Origin of the sequence: Agarivorans sp. Toyoura001 (assembly GCF_005405585.1) — a bacterium.
Lineage (GTDB): Bacteria > Pseudomonadota > Gammaproteobacteria > Enterobacterales > Celerinatantimonadaceae > Agarivorans.
Genome location: NZ_BJEQ01000024.1, coordinates 1 through 15,712, shown reverse-complemented (window position 1 = coordinate 15,712; position 15,712 = coordinate 1). Strand labels below are relative to the sequence as shown.

Sequence of the window (15,712 nt, the reverse complement as noted above, 5' to 3'; positions counted from 1 at the left end):
TTGTTATGAAATGCAAATCTACAACATTCAAACCAATGCCGAAGGCCGCGAGTTAACCCATCATGGTTTCGATGATTTCCCCTGCGCATTTTATGACGAAAAATTTTCTGAGTTTATTGGTGGTGAAGTACCTTGGCATTGGCACGATGAAATAGAACTAGTACAAGTTGTTACCGGCAGCACACTGCTGGAATGTGTTGGTGGAAGTACCCCATTAACGGTTGGTGATGCGGTGTTTGTCAATGCTGGCACCTTGCACAAAATGACTCAAATTGGCGAGCAAGATTGCCGAATTTTAAACTTTGTATTAGCCCCACAGTTAATTGGCGGCGCTAAAAATAGCCGCGTATATAAGCACTATGTGTACCCGGTGATAACCAATAGTGAATTACCCTATTATAAATTCTCTGCCAATAGTCCTTGGCAAAGCCGTGCCATTAAAGAGTTAGAGCGGGCCTTTGCTGCCAGCCAACAGAAAAACGCTACTTATGAGCTGGCGGTAAGCTTACACCTAATGAGGTTTTGGCAGCTATTTTGCGAAAATCAGCCAGGCATTTTGGCGAGCTCGCAGGTATCATCGGTTCAACAAGGTAGAATTCAAGCTTTATTGGGATTTATCCACCAGCATTATCGCGACAGTTTATCTACAGCCGCCATGAGCAAGGCCGCCAATATTAGTGAAAGTGAGTGTTATCGTTTGTTTAGCAGCGCGTTAAAAAGCAGCCCTAATCAATACTTGCTGCACTACCGCTTACAACAAGCGGCTAACCAGTTAATTGAATCTAGCCGCCCAATTACTGAAGTCGCGCATAATGTAGGCTTTAATTGCCCCGCCTATTTTGCTAAACGCTTTAAGCAGGCCTATGGGAAAACACCTAAGCAGTTTCGTCGTGAATAACGAGTAGTACTGTGCTGTGCCATTTTTCACAAACAACCAACCATTCTTAAATTAATTTTCTGGGGTAACCCCTTGGTGTTGCTGCTGCTTAAGCCACTCTTGCATGTGTTTATCAAACAAACGTTCAAAGGTACCAAACTCCGATAGCTGGGCTACCCGCTCACTTAAATGCCGGCGCAAGGCCTCGCTATTACAGCCTGATTTTTTTGAAAAAGTAAAATAGAGCCCTTCTACTGAAATAGGGCTTTCTAAGGGAGTCACCTGGCCTTTTAGCCCCGCAGATTCCAAAATGGCTAAGCCTTGATAAAGCTCGTACAGCACATAATCAAAACGCTCTGCCAATAACATAGCGAACGAACGTTCAGCTGTGGCGCTGGTAAGAATGGCTAAATTCTTTTTCGAATAGCTGTCAAAGTCTTGGCCAAAGCTGTTATTTATTAGCGTACCGCCTCGCAGCTCTAATAAGTCTTCCCATTTTTGGTAATCAAACTCTTTACCTTTTTTTGTCCAAACCACACTGGGTACATCACTAAACTGCGGCACAATGTAATCCATGTAAGCTTGCCGCTCTTCGGTTAAAAACGCGCCGGCTAACATGTCTACTTCGCCATGTTTTGCTTCTTGTAAGGCGCGAGCCCATACGCCGCGATCTTTAGCGTCAACTGTAATACCAGTATCCATTAATGCTAGCTCTAACAGCTCTATGGCTAAGCCTGTTAGCTGACCAGGGTTGTTTTGGTCGCGCCACAATATTGGTGGGTATTCGGCATTGCCAGTTACCGTAAGTCGGTTACAGATAGAGAGTTCGGCAAGGGCCGGAAAAGATAAACAAGCGGTAATAGCAATACTTAATGCGGGGCGTTTCAATCCTTCAAACAATCGCATAGAGATCCTTTTTATGTGAGCGCTGTAATAAGCCTAGCCACTAACATTAAGTTCGCAACTCAATAGCACTGGGCTTATGAGGCAACGCACAAATTAAGATATCCACTCTCGTCAATGGCTACTCTGCAGCATTTACCTGCTTAGCCTGCTGCCAAGCTTGCCTGCACAGCTCGCTGCCATCGGCCTCTAACGGCGCTTCTACAATCCAGCGTAATGGCGATACCACTGGGCTGGTAACAAATCGCAGAGTAGTGCCAATAAGTCCGCCACTAGCTACGCCAATCTTAAAGTCTTCAAAGCTACCGCTCACTTGAACAGGGGTAGATAAGCCAAATATTTGCGCCCGTTTAGCTTGTGGCCGCAGGATCATGTTGACCTGTTGCTGGTCGAAATCTACTTGGGTTTCGCCCAGTACTCGCATACGTGAGGTATCCGCAAGCAACACGTTTTGGGCTAACTGGCCATCTTTACTATCAAAAACTGCAACCACGCAATTGAGGACGGATTTTTCTGAATCGTCTAACTCTGGCACTACTGCGCTAGCTAAGCTCACCGCCCATAAATCCATAATGCCAGCTTCAAACTGTTGCGGCCACACGCCAAACCCCACCTGCCCGTTCATGTTTTCTAGCCATTGCTGTGGCGTTTCAAAGCGGCTATTTACATCTAAATGGACACTTAGCTCACCGTTCATCTCGGTATCGGGTTTAATTCGCCTCGCCAGCAAACCGTAATCAAAGTTTTCAACTTTGGCTGTTAACTCACTGTAAAAACCCGCGCCTTGGGTACTAAGTTCGCCACTTAAGTGTATCTCCCCTCCAGGTAAGGCCAGCCACAAAGGTGCTAATCGAAAACGCGCATCTTGTAAGGTCCAATACAATTTACCTTGGCCTAACCAGTCATCTCCCGACTGCACCTTCGCTACGTCTAAACGAAACTTGGCATTTAGCTGTTCAAACACCTGCTGACTCAACAAAGCCTGTGCACTTTCCTCGGTTTCTGGATTTGTGGCGGCTTGTTGGTTTGATGTTTTTAAGGCGGACTCAGGCTTTGCAGGTGACTCAGAACTTGTACCATTTGCCCAGCCTTGCCAACCGCCTGTTTTAAAATCGTCTAGCTGAATATTATTGGCACTGATCGCAATGTCTAACACGGGTTTGGCGCCAGTGGTGACTAAGCTAGCAGCTCCACTTAGCTCACTCTCTGCCACTGACAATAACATTTTGTTAATGGCGTAACCTTGCGGGCTAAGCACTAACTCACCAGCCAGTTTAATTGGGCCAAAGGGCGGCAGTTGAATGCCATGAAGGCTGTCTAATAAACTCAGTTTTGGGCAGCTTATGTCTACCGCTAAACTAAGATTTTGCAAAGAAATGGGCCGAGGTAACTTGGCCTTAGCGTGTAAGGCTACTTCAGCCAAATCTAGGTCTAATTCAATAGGTAAAGCGTCTGGTTTTTGAGTAAATTCTGCCAAACTTAAGGTGCGAATAGACAGCGCTAGTGGCAACTGCTTTAACTGGCCGTTTAGCGCTAGCTGCAGCGGTTTGTTGGGGCTGGCACTAACACTGCCCTCGCTAAGCTCTACTCGTGCGCTGGCTTGGGTGTTTGGGTCTACCAATGTCCAATATCCGCCGCTTAATTTTGCACTTAACTCGGTACTCGCCAGTAGTTGAGCAATGTTATCGCCACTTAAGGCTAAATTGAATTCTGCTTTGTCTAAACGAATCTCAGTTTGTTCAGCAATATTAAATTGTTTAAGCAATTGGCCGATATTTGGCTGCTTAGATGCAACAGCAAAATCTAACGTTAATGGTGATGAACGTAAGTCTAATACTGCATTACCAGAGAATTTACTTTGAGCAAATTCGGCACTAAATGGCGCTTTCTGTAGCCAGCCATTACGTGCTAAACCCGAAAAGCTCACGTTTTCTAGTTGATGATCACCCAATAACAGTTTGTTAATGCTTATCGCCAAATCAGCATCATGAATGGCAAAGCCTTGAGGCAATATCGGCACTCGAATATCAATCGTTTTCAACTCTTGACGAGTAAAGCTTGGCTCGGTTTCGGCTAGTGTTTTGGCGGTACTTTTGGGTTCATCGTTGGGAAATAAAGCCGTTAGTTGGCCAACATCTATTTTCTGCCAATCTGATTTAATACTGACTAAACCTTGCGCCGTTTTGGCTTTGTTCCATGAAGCCTCCAAAGAACCTTGGCTATCGGCTATTTGTAACTGGCGAATCTGCAGCTGTGATTCGCCACGGGCTATTTGCATATCCAACGCCAGTTTTAACGCCCCTTTTGCTTGTTTATCCAGCCCTAACCAGGGCGCTAACAAGCCAATTTGAGAACCACTGGCATTAAGCTCTACACTTGCTCCATCTTGCCACTTTCCACTAGGCAGCTCACCGCTTAGTTGCATCTCTATCGCCGGAGAATCTAGCTGCATGTTCACTCGCCAAGCTTGTTGATTTAGCATGGCTCTTAAAGGACTGGTTTTAAGCTCGGCCTTAACAGGAATATCTAATAAAATACCGTCGATATTAATGCTGACTTCGCTATCGACACTCGCCGTTAAACTGGCTTGTTTAATGTTGAAGGCAGTGCCAGCAGGCAATAGCATTTGGCTATCTTCAATTTTGTAATTGAAGTGACTATTAGCAAAAAGCTCTGCCACGGTAGTGCCTTTGGCACTTATTCTCAGTACCGAACGCCCAATATTACCGGTGCTGCCCGCAAGCATGGGAATACGACTGGCGAGTTTATCTAATGGGGACTTTTGCGCGACTAAGCGCATAGAGGTATTTAAACTATCGTCTTTAATGCTAGCTTTCAGATTGCCGCGGAAACGTATATCGTCAACCACTGCCCTCAGGGGTGCTTTTAAACTTTCTCCCTCAACCTTAAGGCCAACGCTAACATTTGCTATTTCTTGTGGAAGCCCTTCTATGCTGCCAATGGTTAAGGATAAATCTGCGTTAGCTTGATTAAACCAATAACGAATAATCTGCAATAACGGCAAGGTTTCTTCTTCAGGCTCGGCGTTTTGAGCGCCGGCCAATTGCGCTTGCGGTTCGGCCGAGTTAACTTGCGGTAATTCATTGTCTGCTAACGGCTTGCTAGCCGTCTCATCTGGTAGCTCTGCCAACCAAGGCGCTAAATCAATTTTATCAATGTTCAACTTACCGTTAATCTCTAGGGGCTCTTGGCCACTTAAGGCAAGCTCTCCCTTAAAAATGCTTGAGGCAAGCTGAGCACTAATGGGGGATAAGCTATATTGACCAGGCTTTCCATCAAAGCGAGTGGCCAGCTTTATTGGTGCAAGTTGCGCTAGATCATCCCCCAACAAACGACCAATAGATTGCGCGTTTTGCCAATCTACGCTCAGCTCCATATAGCTGTTTTGGTCGCTTTGTGGGGCAAGTTTGCCACTAAGGCCTAACTTGGCGTCGGCAACTTGCATGTTTAACGCAATATCGCCAGCGCGGCCTTGCAATAAGGGCTCTAACTGCCATGTTGAATCCACAGAATACGATTCATCTAACATGCTGCCGTAAGCAGTCATGGCAAGCGTTTCGCTATCAATAGAGGTAAGTTTTAATTCTTCTAGGTGCCAGTTAAGTACTGCTTCGGCAGCTTGGTCACGGTAGTTAATGCTGACATCACTAATCAGAATTTGTTCTTTAATGTCGAAGCTGTAGTTAATTCCTTGCCAAGAAAAACGCCCCTCTTGAGTTTGCTCACTGCCAGTTTTTTTTGCTGATGTGGCTTGAGAAGAGGTATTAGAGGCCGCAAACTGCCAATTGTTTTCCCCGCTTTCTGCTCGTATTAGCTCGAGATAAAAACCATCTAATAAAATTTGGTCGATTTGCAGATGGCGTCGAAGCAACGGCAATACATCTATTTGCATACTGGCTTGACGAACTTGAGCAAAGTAGGGTTCGCTAAAGCCGCTGGGGTTCGCTATTTCAATTTGTTCTACGTTTATTGCCGGCCTAAAAGACAGCTCCAAATTAATCTCGCCGCTTATTTGCACATCACGCTGCAACTGCTCAGACAGTAAGTTGGTGACGAACTGGCGACTATCGCCAATCTCTACTTTTATGCCTACCACTAACAAAACAATGGGAAGTAGCAAAATGCCCAACAAAACCGCAAAGCTAATAAGGCTTCGCTTTAACCAACGCGTCATTTTCATCACTAATTTCACTAATAACAGGACATATAAACCACTTAGTATGAGCGGCTAATGGCTTGAATTTGAAAGTTATATTCTTAACAGATACAGAAACTATAGTGCTTGATTAGCAATAAGATAATGTGAAGAAACGAAAAAGGACAATTAGCGGGCAAACTACGCTTGCCTAGCCGGAGGGTGGCTAGGCAATTGTGGGTAACACTACGGTTGAGCAGGAATCAATCCTTCAATTAAGGCGCTGCGCCATTCTCCAGCGTCTGGATCATAGGCTCCAAAACCAGAGGCATATTCCCAGTAAGCCCAACTAATATTGCGTTTCTCTGCTTCACGAGCAATAAATGCTGTCCAGGCGCGTTGATGATCTGGATCTGAATATTGTGAGAACACACCATATTCACCCATGAAGATTTCGAAACCTCGACCCGCTCCAGCGTTCCAAGCGGTTACCCGGTCGAACAAATCAATAAGCGGTTGTTGATCGGATGCGGTCCCCAACCATGGAGTGCCAATCCATTCTTCAGCCCCTTGAACCCAATCAGCCCCTTGGTGGGTAAAATGGAAAGGTTCGTAGTAATGCACGGTAATAATAGTGTTATTAGCGGTTACGCTGCTGGGTAAATCGAGTTGAGTTAACCCGTCTGGATGGCCCCAGTTAGCAGTGCCGATCATAATGGTGCGCTGCTCCGTACCATTATTTTGCTCATCGGCCATGGTGGTCCAAATTAGCTGAGTCAATCTCCCGATAATGTCATTCCAATCATCGTAACCAATCGTACCGTTTGGCTCGTTCAGTAATTCAAAGACTAGGCTGTCTTCATCATATTCGCTAAGTGGAAAGGCATCGGCAATTTGCGCCCACATGCCCACTAAACGCAGTATGTGGTTCTCTTGCTGGTTTTGGCCATCGTTCATCATTTCTTCGTAGTGATGTACGTTGAGCACCACTTTTAAGTTAGCCGCTAAACTCCAACCCACCACTTGTTTAACTCGCGCCATAAAGCTGGCATCAATTTGGTAAGGGGTGTTTTCGCCTGCATGATTCGACCAGCGCACCGGTATTCGCACGGTTTTAAAACCTGCATCGGCGATGATTTGTAGATCTTGCTCTACCAGCAAGCGGCCACCGGTCCATTCACCTTCATTTGGCGCTTCTAAATAGTTGCCTAAATTTAAACCACGGCCAAGTTGAGTTTGCGCCATACCGCCACTGGCATTCCAACCATAGGTATCGGTGTAGTAGCTGGCGTCTAGCTCTACTTCAGCATCGCTAGGTGCACCAACAGAACTTCCTTCTCCACCACACGCACTGAGCATGACAGCTGCACTACTAAACATTCCAACTAAAACTAATTTCTTTAGATTTCCCATGGTCTTGCTTTCCTTCGCTCACTTATTTTCCAGACTTAGGCTAACCAGAATAAATGTATATAAATAGTAAAAAAACCAACCGTTTGAGGATAACTTGTAGGCACTCACAAATTCATTCTGAAGATGAATTCACACACTAGTTTGTTTCAGTATTTAGGTGAGGTCATGTGACAAAACACGCTCAAATACAGATTAACCACCAACATGGATATTTAACGACAGATGCGTAACAACAAAAAAGCAGCCCCGAAGGACTGCAAAAATGAACTCAAAAGCACATGCTTGGCTTACTATTTTACGGAAGTACAAAAACTCACGTCGGCATGGTGACTATCCATATCATAGTGATGATATAGCTCGAAACAGGGGCGATTATCTACGGTAAGCTCAGCTTTAACCACTTGGGTCATGAGTTGCTGCCAGAACAAAGCGTATTGGCTGTTCTCGGTCACCGTTTTGCGAATGCTGGCGTATTGGCCACTCGGTAAAGTTTGTAACTCTATGCCCGCAGGAGGGTTTACATCACTTGGCACAGCTAAACAAACATCAGTTCTGCATTTATCCGCAGGGGTCAGTTCAGGGTTATCGTGATAAATGAATATTGATTCACCCTTGGCTAATCCCAATGGCCCTGCCCAGCCATATAGTTTTTCAGTGGCAACATCGTAGCCTTCGCCATAGGGGCCGGTGACTCGAACGTAAGCTAAAGTTTTTTGGTCAAAATGTTCAGTTTTCATTGCTACACTCCTTGATTGATTTGCAGAGCTAGCATATTGCGAGGCGAGTTCTAAAGCGTGTCCATTGTTGCGCAGTAGGTGTCCAATCTTGCTGTCTCGCAGTAATTGCGATAGGTATCCATATCTTTGCAGCTTCTGACTGCGCTAGGGCTAATGGCAAAATAACTTCGAAAGGCTTTAGCCAAAGCTTGAGAGCTAGAGAAACCAAAGTCTAAAGCTACTTTAGTAACGGGTTCTTTATGGTAGAAGAGCTGACTAGCTGCTTTTTCTAGTTTTAAACGGCGTAGAAAATCTGCCGGAGTTTCGTCGGTGACCGCTTTAAAAATGCGATGAAAATAATAAGGAGATAAATGAGCCAGCTTGGCCACTTCATCTAGATTAAGGTTTTGATCGTAGTTTTTTTCTAAATAGCGAATAACCGGCACAAACTTTTGGTGGTAGTTGGTTTTACTCATCGTGTAGCCTGCTGATCGTATACCGCTAATTGCTGGTATAACCAAATGGCAGAGGGAACTTGATCGCCGTTGGCCAAGCGAATCAGATAGGCTTTTCCACTCAAAGAGGATTTAGTGGCCAGTTTGTCGATAAACATTTCAGCAGTCCATTTTTCTTTACTTGGAGCAAACCAACTGCTTTGTCCGCGTTTTAACTTCATCCGTAAATGGGCACCCGCTTGTTCCGCATTGTGCTCAGTGCCGTTGCGAATAAACACCAAATCAGTTTGTTCAATGCTGTGTAATAAGGCCTCTATTCTTGCTTGCTGCATAGGCCAGCTTGATTTTTCTAAGTCAGCGCTTGCGCCAATTTGAGCATGTAGGCTCAGCCACAAAATAGCAAAACCATATAAAATCTTGTTCAACATCGAGTAAAGCCATAATTTTATTGTTGATTACTCAATAGTCTATGTCTCCCCACCCCTAAGCTCAAGCCCAAAAACAAGCGTATAATTACAGCGGCAACTTAAGTAGACTAGTCTCAACAAAGCGTGGATATTCATTCAATTAATGACTATTATTTTTCATAATTACCAAACAATTAGCGACCGGAGCTAAGCCAAAATGCACTATTTTTGGGTACCCTTCTTACCCATGCTAGGGATTATCATTCCCTTGCTAACCAATAAATTTAATCGCAGCACCTGTGCTTTAGCTACCGCTTTACTTCCTGCATTAGCGCTTGGCTTAATTCTATTTGATTTACCAGCGGTGCTTGATGGGCAGGCTTTTACTCAAAGCATTGAGTGGATCCCCTTGCTGGGGCTTAACCTCTCCTTTCGTCTAGACGGTTTGTCGGTGTTATTTAGCCTGCTCATTTTAGGCATTGGTTTACTGGTTATCTTATACGCCCGTTATTATTTGTCTGAAAAAGACCATATGGGCCGCTTTTATTGCTACCTAATTATGTTTATGACGGCAATGCTTGGCATTGTTATGTCGAACAACATGCTGCAGCTCTGGTTCTATTGGGAGCTCACTAGCATTAGCTCGTTTTTGCTGATCAGTTTTTGGTCGCACAGTAGTGACGCACGTAAAGGCGCTCGCATGGCCTTAACCATTACCGGGGCCGGTGGTTTAGCCTTGTTAGCGGGTATTGTTTTATTAGGCGAAGTTGTCGGTAGTTACCAACTAAATGTGGTGCTTAACAGCGCAGAACTTGTGCAACAACACCCTTATTACTTGGCTATTCTAAGTTTGTTTTTACTGGGTGCATTTACTAAATCGGCGCAATTTCCCTTTCATTTTTGGTTGCCACACGCCATGGCAGCGCCCACTCCGGTAAGCGCTTACTTGCACTCGGCTACCATGGTAAAAGCCGGTATTTTCTTACTTGCGCGCTTCTACCCTGTGCTAGCAGGCACCGAAGTATGGTTTGTGGTGGTATCGTTAACCGGTTTATTTACCTTACTACTTGGCGCTTACACGGCCTTATTCAAGCACGACTTAAAAGGCTTACTTGCGTATTCAACCATCAGCCATTTGGGCTTAATTGTATTGCTGCTGGGTTTGAATACTGAGTTGGCTGCAATTGCTGCGGTATTCCACATTATCAACCACGCTATTTTCAAGGCCTCGTTGTTTATGGCTGCCGGTATTATTGACCACGAGTCAGGTTCGCGCGATATGCGTAAACTCAATGGCTTATGGAAATACATGCCGATTACTGCCACTTTAGCCATGGTTGCTTCCGCCTCTATGGCTGGGGTGCCGCTACTCAATGGTTTCTTATCCAAGGAAATGTTTTTTACCGAGACTCTCGACCAAAGCATTTTAGGATCTTTGTCTTGGTTAATTCCGGTATTAGCCACAATTGGCGGTGCCTTTGCGGTTGCCTACTCTCTGCGCTTTATTCACGATGTATTCTTTAACGGTGAACCTAAGGGGTTAACCAAAACGCCGCACGAGCCACCTCGTTACATGCGCGTGCCGGTAGAGATATTAGTTGCCCTGTGTTTAGTCGTCGGTATCTTCCCTGCCTACACCGTGGGGCCATTGCTAGATAGTGCTTCGTTAGCAGTGTTAAACCATCCATTACCTGAATTTAGCTTGGCGATATGGCACGGTTTCAACATTCCTTTACTGATGAGTGGCTTAGCGATTGCCGGTGGATTGGCGATTTACTTAAACCGTAAGCCCTTGTTTAGGTTTGAAGGTTTATTCCCTGCCATTGATGCCAAAATAAAATTTGAAGGTGCCATACAAGCCTGCGTGCGCTGGGCACAAAAAGTGAATCAAACCTTAGAATCTGGCTCGCTTCAGCGTTACGCCTTTTGGTTATGCTTTTTTGCCTTAGCCTTAATTGCCCCGCCACTATTAGATTTGGATACAACTCGAGGCTCTCAAGCGGAATACCCGCTAAACGGTGCTGTAGCCATTGCTGCTGTATTGCTTGTAGCGGGCTCGCTAGCGACGGTAATTTGGAGCCACTATCGTTTAATAGCTTTGCTCATGTTGTCGCTAGTGGGTTTAGTGGTATCAATTACTTTTGCTTACTTCTCAGCCCCAGATTTAGCCTTAACTCAGCTGTCGGTAGAAATTGTCACGGTGATTTTGTTACTACTGGCCTTGTACTTTTTCCCTCAGCACACCCCCACCAGTAAAAGCCGACCCAGCCACTTTGTTCGAGACTTGGCGGTAGCCTCTTTAATCGGCTGTATCATTGGAAGTATTTGTTTTGCGCTGATGACTAGCCCACTCGATAGCATTTCAGAGTTCTTTATCGCTAACGCTAAAACCGGCGGCGGTGGGACTAACGTGGTTAACGTAATCTTGGTGGACTTTAGGGGCTTTGATACCTTTGGTGAAATTACCGTATTGGGTATTGCCGCCTTAGGTATTTACAAATTGATTGCACGCATGCGTTTGTCGATGCGCACCAAGGATCACGATGGTCGCTTGTGGGCCACCGATAAATACCCGGTGCTTCTATCGGTTATTTCACAGAGTTTGTTACCGCTATTCTTGTTGATTTCGGCCTACATATTCATGCGTGGTCATAACTTACCTGGCGGTGGCTTTATCGCTGGACTGATCACCTCCATCGCTCTCATTCAGCAATACTTGGCGCATGGTGTAGATTGGATGACCAAACGAGTAAGCGTAAGTTACCACTACTTTATCGCCATTGGTTTGGTAACAGCCGCAATTACCGGCTTAGGCAGTTGGGCCTTTGGACAACCTTTCTTAACCTCGTGGTTCGATTACTTCTCGCTCCCTTGGATAGGTAAGTTTGAATTAACCAGTGCCTTGGTATTTGACCTAGGCGTTTACCTCACCGTTATTGGAGCAACATTGTTGATTTTAGCCAATTTAGGCAAGCTCACCACCAAAGAACGCCTCACCGTAGGAGTAAGATAATGGAACTCGTTTACTCGGTGTGTGTAGGATTTATGAGTGCCTGTGGCATATTTTTGATGCTACGTGGCCATACTTTTACCTTGGTTATTGGGCTTACCTTGCTGTCTTATTCCGTTAACTTATTTTTATTTGCCAGTGGTGGTTTAACCATTGGTTCGCCAGCGGTACTTAATGGCTCAGAAAACTATGCTGATCCGCTCCCCCAAGCCTTAGTGCTTACCGCCATTGTGATTGGTTTTGCCATGACCGCATTTGCGGTGATTTTAGCAATGCGTGGGCGCGCAGACTTAGGCAATGACCACGTTGATGGTGATGACCCTGTAGACCCACTAGCGCGGGAGGATAAAGCCTAATGAGCTTATTAGATCATTTAGTTATTTTTCCTATCCTGCTGCCATTTTTTGCCGGGGTTATTTTGCTCTTCCCTAGCATTAGTAGTGCGCTGAATAAACAACGCGTATTCACCATTGCTACTAGTGTATTAATGGTGATAGCAGCCGCGATGTTGCTAATAAAAGTGCAAAGTACTGGTATTCAAGTTTACGCATTGGGTAACTGGTCTGCTCCATTTGGCATTGTGTTAGTTGCTGATGCTTTCTCAGCGTTAATGATCGCCTTGAGCGCTATTTTAGGGCTTGCCGTCATCCTTTACGCAAGTGCTGGCGAAGATAAAAACGGCGCCTTCTTTCACCCCTTAATTATGTTCCAACTAATGGGGATTAACGGAGCATTTTTAACTGGCGATGCCTTTAACTTGTTTGTGTTTTTTGAAGTACTATTAATTGCTTCATATTCACTGATGATCCACGGTGGGGGCAAACAACGGGTTCAGGCAAACATACATTATGTATTCCTAAACCTTATTGGCTCGTCATTATTTTTGTTTGCTTTAGGCACCCTTTACGGCACCTTAGGCACCCTGAACTTTGCCGATATGGCCGACAAAATCCCTCATCTTTCTAATAATGAACTGATGATTACCAAGTCTGGCGCATTGCTATTGCTTGCAGTATTTGGCTTAAAGGCCGCGATGCTGCCACTGCACTTTTGGCTACCTAAGGCTTATGCAAATACCAGCGCGCCGGTAGCTGCTCTATTTGCGATTATGACCAAAGTAGGCATATACAGCATTTGGCGCGTTCATGGGGTCATGTTTGGAAACCAAGCTGGCGAACTGGCTAACATCGCGTTGCCATGGCTATGGCCGATAGCACTGGCTACTATCGCTATTGGTGCGATTTCGGTATTAGCGAGCCAAAGCTTAAGGGTTTTATGTAGCAACTTGGTGATAGTTTCGGTTGGCACCTTGTTAGTGACAATTACTTTAAACAGCGTACAAGCTAGCACAGCCGGTATTTACTACTTAGTGCACAGCACGATAGCTTGTGCTGCGATGTTTTTACTCGCGGGCTTGATTCAACAACAACGAGGCAAAGCTGAAGACCGCTTTGTTACCGCTAGAGCGATGCCGCAATCTGCTAAGTTAGGTTTTGTATTTGCGTTGCTGGCTATTGCCTTGATTGGTATGCCACCGTTGTCTGGCTTTGTGGGTAAAGCCTTAATACTGCAATCGGTAACTGATACCAAGCAAATGGCCTGGATTTGGTCACTCATTTTAGGCGCTGGACTGATCTCGCTAATTGCCTTGTCGCGCGCGGGTACTTCATTATTCTGGCGAACTAGTGGTGAAAACACCACCGCTCTGCAAGGGAGTCCTATCCAGTACTTAGCCATTGGTATTTTGGTTGCACTGTTGCCACTGATGGTAATTTTTGGAGGGTCTATCAGCGATTACGCACAATTAGCTGCCGAGCAGCTCAACGCAGGGTTGAGTTTGCAACAACTTAATGAGGTAGCCAAATAATGAGTAAGAAAAGTAAGTTTGTTTGGTTCCCTACTCCCTACCACAGTCTGTTGCTTTGGTTAGTATGGCAAATACTGCATGAGTTTAGCCGCGGCCACATGGTACTTGGAGCGGTGTTTGCCATCGTTATTCCTTGGATTGTTGCCCCCCTTAGCGAAAAAGAACCGGTGGCTAAAAATCCGCTAAAAGTACTGCTCTACTTGCTGCGCTTGGTACAAGACATCATTGTCTCCAACTTCGAAGTCGCCAAACGAGTGCTACAAAGTAATCGCCACCTAAAACCAGCGTTTATTGCCGTACCAATTACCATTAGCGAACCACTGCCACTGACCATTTTCACCAGTAGTGTGTCACTAACACCTGGTACTTGTAGTGTTGAGCTATCTGATGATAAGCAATGGCTTTATGTGCATGTATTGCACTTAGAAGATGAACAAAAGCTAATTGCTCAAATCAAGCAACGCTATGAAGCGCCGATTAAGGAGATATTCCAATGTTAAGTTATGCCACTTTGTTTGCTAGCGGCTTAATCTGTATCGCTCTGGCGCTAAATGCTTGGCGTTTAATTGTTGGGCCAACGACTCCCGATAGAATCATCGCAGTAGATACCATGTACATAAATAGCATCGCGCTAATTATTTTACTCGGGCTTTATCAAGGCACGACCAGTTACTATGAAAGCGCTTTGTTAATTGCGTTATTAGGCTTTGTAAGTACCGCCGCCTTTTGTAAATACTTGCTTCGCGGCGACATCATAGAATAGGACTAAGCGATGACCAATATATTAGAAATTGTGGTTAGTTTTCTGCTAGTGCTTGGCGCTATTATCATGTTAATTGGCTCTATTGGGCTAGCTAAGCTTCCTGATTATTTCACCCGTTTGCATGCCCCAACCAAGGCTAGCACTTTAGGCGTAGGCTGTATCCTAATTGCCTCTATGGTGTATTTTAGTTTCGACTTAGGCAGGTTGAACTTAAAAGAGTTTCTCATCACGATGTTTTTATTTATTACAGCACCGATTGCTGCACACATGCTAGCCAAAGCTGGCCTGCAGTATAAAGTGAAGCTAAAAGAAGACACTTATAATAAAGATCTCTCGGCAAAAGCCTATTTACATAAAGCGCCTGATGAAGACTAATCAACACCCCGCTGAGTTTTTTAACCAAGCGGCCGAGAATAACAAACAGGCTATACTCAGCCAGTTAGCACCTCGTTTAGGAACGTCACAACGAGTTTTAGAGATTGGCACTGGTACTGGCCAACATGCGGCATATTTTGCTCAAGCCTGTCCGCATCTCCACTGGCAGTGCTCAGATCAACAAGCCAACTTAGCAGCCATTGAATATTGGCATAGCTACTTTGAGTTAAACCACCAAACTCAGCCGCTTAATTACCAAATTGGCCAAGACAGCTGGCCTTGTGAGTGTGATGCAGTGTATACCGCAAATACCGCGCACATAATGAGCCCAACCATTGTGCAACAGATGTATTCAGCTATTGGCAAAGGCTTGCCCGTTAACGGCTATTTCTTTCATTATGGGCCATTTAAGCAAGCAGGCGCTTACAGCGGCCAAAGTAACCAAGCATTTGACCTAATGTTGCAACAACAGGGTTACGGTGGCCTACGAGACATTGAGGAGCTGATAAGCTGGGGAGCGGTTGGAAGGCTAGAGTTATGCGAGCAAATTGACATGCCAGCAAACAACCTCTTGCTGGTATGGCAAAAACGTTAAACACCTGACCCGTCCTAAAATAGGTTGACGATTTTTAGGCCAGCTCCTGTAGCTGGCCTTTTCTATTATGCACCTGATTGGGCGTTTCCATATTTAAACTCAGGTGCGGTCTCATCGTGTTGTATATCGCTATCGATTCTTTTACAAGTCTCTTTAGTTCTTTCAGTGTCTTACA

At 45.1% G+C, this 15,712-nt stretch carries 15 protein-coding genes; 8 read left to right on the top strand and 7 right to left on the bottom strand.

What is annotated here, in order from left to right; translation table 11 throughout:
- The first annotated feature begins 10 nt into the window (after positions 1–10).
- A complete protein-coding gene (locus tag FFR00_RS19800; protein WP_137675149.1) occupies positions 11–898 on the top strand; it encodes an AraC family transcriptional regulator in 888 nt (295 codons plus the stop codon).
- A 51-nt stretch (positions 899–949) separates the two neighbouring features.
- Here the strand turns inward: FFR00_RS19800 and FFR00_RS19795 are convergent, their stop codons facing one another.
- The 6 genes from FFR00_RS19795 to FFR00_RS19775 form a co-directional block, all read right to left on the bottom strand.
- Complete coding sequence (locus FFR00_RS19795; protein WP_137675148.1) at positions 950–1,783, bottom strand: ABC transporter substrate-binding protein; 834 nt, start codon at positions 1,781–1,783, stop codon at positions 950–952.
- Positions 1,784–1,901: 118 nt separating this feature from the next.
- Positions 1,902–5,981 (bottom strand): AsmA family protein, encoded by a 4,080-nt coding sequence (locus FFR00_RS19790; RefSeq protein ID WP_137675147.1) that lies wholly within the window; start codon positions 5,979–5,981, stop codon positions 1,902–1,904.
- Between the two features lie 201 nt (positions 5,982–6,182).
- A complete protein-coding gene (locus FFR00_RS19785; protein WP_137675146.1) occupies positions 6,183–7,349 on the bottom strand; it encodes a glycoside hydrolase family 5 protein in 1,167 nt (388 codons plus the stop codon).
- A 290-nt stretch (positions 7,350–7,639) separates the two neighbouring features.
- Complete coding sequence (locus FFR00_RS21935; protein WP_235836270.1) at positions 7,640–8,086, bottom strand: GyrI-like domain-containing protein; 447 nt, start codon at positions 8,084–8,086, stop codon at positions 7,640–7,642.
- 50 nt (positions 8,087–8,136) lie between these two features.
- Positions 8,137–8,541, bottom strand: coding sequence for a helix-turn-helix domain-containing protein (locus FFR00_RS21930; RefSeq protein WP_235836269.1), 405 nt, complete (start codon positions 8,539–8,541; stop codon positions 8,137–8,139).
- Positions 8,538–8,948, bottom strand: a complete 411-nt coding sequence (locus FFR00_RS19775) for a DUF5329 family protein (RefSeq protein ID WP_137675145.1) — start codon at positions 8,946–8,948, stop codon at positions 8,538–8,540. The genes FFR00_RS21930 and FFR00_RS19775 overlap by 4 nt, the downstream gene beginning before the upstream one ends.
- A gap of 196 nt (positions 8,949–9,144) precedes the next feature.
- Between FFR00_RS19775 and FFR00_RS19770 the strand changes: the two genes are divergently transcribed.
- Genes FFR00_RS19770 through FFR00_RS19740 form a run of 7 tightly spaced genes read left to right on the top strand, consistent with a single transcriptional unit; the run spans position 9,145 to position 15,537 of the window.
- Positions 9,145–11,940 (top strand): monovalent cation/H+ antiporter subunit A, encoded by a 2,796-nt coding sequence (locus tag FFR00_RS19770; protein ID WP_137675144.1) that lies wholly within the window; start codon positions 9,145–9,147, stop codon positions 11,938–11,940.
- Complete coding sequence (locus tag FFR00_RS19765) at positions 11,940–12,293, top strand: Na+/H+ antiporter subunit C (protein WP_137675143.1); 354 nt, start codon at positions 11,940–11,942, stop codon at positions 12,291–12,293. Before FFR00_RS19770 ends, FFR00_RS19765 begins: the two co-directional genes overlap by 1 nt.
- Complete coding sequence (locus tag FFR00_RS19760; protein WP_137675142.1) at positions 12,293–13,804, top strand: monovalent cation/H+ antiporter subunit D; 1,512 nt, start codon at positions 12,293–12,295, stop codon at positions 13,802–13,804. Before FFR00_RS19765 ends, FFR00_RS19760 begins: the two co-directional genes overlap by 1 nt.
- Positions 13,804–14,304 (top strand): Na+/H+ antiporter subunit E, encoded by a 501-nt coding sequence (locus FFR00_RS19755; protein WP_137675141.1) that lies wholly within the window; start codon positions 13,804–13,806, stop codon positions 14,302–14,304. Before FFR00_RS19760 ends, FFR00_RS19755 begins: the two co-directional genes overlap by 1 nt.
- Positions 14,298–14,567, top strand: a complete 270-nt coding sequence (locus tag FFR00_RS19750) for a K+/H+ antiporter subunit F (RefSeq protein WP_137675140.1) — start codon at positions 14,298–14,300, stop codon at positions 14,565–14,567. Before FFR00_RS19755 ends, FFR00_RS19750 begins: the two co-directional genes overlap by 7 nt.
- A gap of 9 nt (positions 14,568–14,576) precedes the next feature.
- Positions 14,577–14,942, top strand: a complete 366-nt coding sequence (locus FFR00_RS19745) for a Na+/H+ antiporter subunit G (protein ID WP_137675139.1) — start codon at positions 14,577–14,579, stop codon at positions 14,940–14,942.
- Entirely contained in the window at positions 14,932–15,537 is a 606-nt protein-coding gene (locus tag FFR00_RS19740) for a DUF938 domain-containing protein (protein WP_137675138.1), read from the top strand. Before FFR00_RS19745 ends, FFR00_RS19740 begins: the two co-directional genes overlap by 11 nt.
- Before the next feature lie 34 nt (positions 15,538–15,571).
- On the opposite strand, the gene FFR00_RS19735 is transcribed toward FFR00_RS19740, so the two are convergent.
- The coding region (locus FFR00_RS19735) for an integrase core domain-containing protein (protein WP_137675137.1) at positions 15,572–15,712 on the bottom strand (141 nt) is incomplete at its 5' end.

What these genes read in the sequence shown, in the direction of transcription:
- FFR00_RS19800 (WP_137675149.1), top strand. Translation starts at nt 11, where the DNA reads ATGCAAATCTACAACATTCAAACCAATGCCGAAGGCCGCGAGTTAACC.
- FFR00_RS19795 (WP_137675148.1), bottom strand. Translation starts at nt 1,783, where the DNA reads ATGCGATTGTTTGAAGGATTGAAACGCCCCGCATTAAGTATTGCTATT.
- FFR00_RS19790 (WP_137675147.1), bottom strand. Translation starts at nt 5,981, where the DNA reads ATGAAAATGACGCGTTGGTTAAAGCGAAGCCTTATTAGCTTTGCGGTT.
- FFR00_RS19785 (WP_137675146.1), bottom strand. Translation starts at nt 7,349, where the DNA reads ATGGGAAATCTAAAGAAATTAGTTTTAGTTGGAATGTTTAGTAGTGCA.
- FFR00_RS21935 (WP_235836270.1), bottom strand. Translation starts at nt 8,086, where the DNA reads ATGAAAACTGAACATTTTGACCAAAAAACTTTAGCTTACGTTCGAGTC.
- FFR00_RS21930 (WP_235836269.1), bottom strand. Translation starts at nt 8,541, where the DNA reads ATGAGTAAAACCAACTACCACCAAAAGTTTGTGCCGGTTATTCGCTAT.
- FFR00_RS19775 (WP_137675145.1), bottom strand. Translation starts at nt 8,948, where the DNA reads ATGTTGAACAAGATTTTATATGGTTTTGCTATTTTGTGGCTGAGCCTA.
- FFR00_RS19770 (WP_137675144.1), top strand. Translation starts at nt 9,145, where the DNA reads ATGCACTATTTTTGGGTACCCTTCTTACCCATGCTAGGGATTATCATT.
- FFR00_RS19765 (WP_137675143.1), top strand. Translation starts at nt 11,940, where the DNA reads ATGGAACTCGTTTACTCGGTGTGTGTAGGATTTATGAGTGCCTGTGGC.
- FFR00_RS19760 (WP_137675142.1), top strand. Translation starts at nt 12,293, where the DNA reads ATGAGCTTATTAGATCATTTAGTTATTTTTCCTATCCTGCTGCCATTT.
- FFR00_RS19755 (WP_137675141.1), top strand. Translation starts at nt 13,804, where the DNA reads ATGAGTAAGAAAAGTAAGTTTGTTTGGTTCCCTACTCCCTACCACAGT.
- FFR00_RS19750 (WP_137675140.1), top strand. Translation starts at nt 14,298, where the DNA reads ATGTTAAGTTATGCCACTTTGTTTGCTAGCGGCTTAATCTGTATCGCT.
- FFR00_RS19745 (WP_137675139.1), top strand. Translation starts at nt 14,577, where the DNA reads ATGACCAATATATTAGAAATTGTGGTTAGTTTTCTGCTAGTGCTTGGC.
- FFR00_RS19740 (WP_137675138.1), top strand. Translation starts at nt 14,932, where the DNA reads ATGAAGACTAATCAACACCCCGCTGAGTTTTTTAACCAAGCGGCCGAG.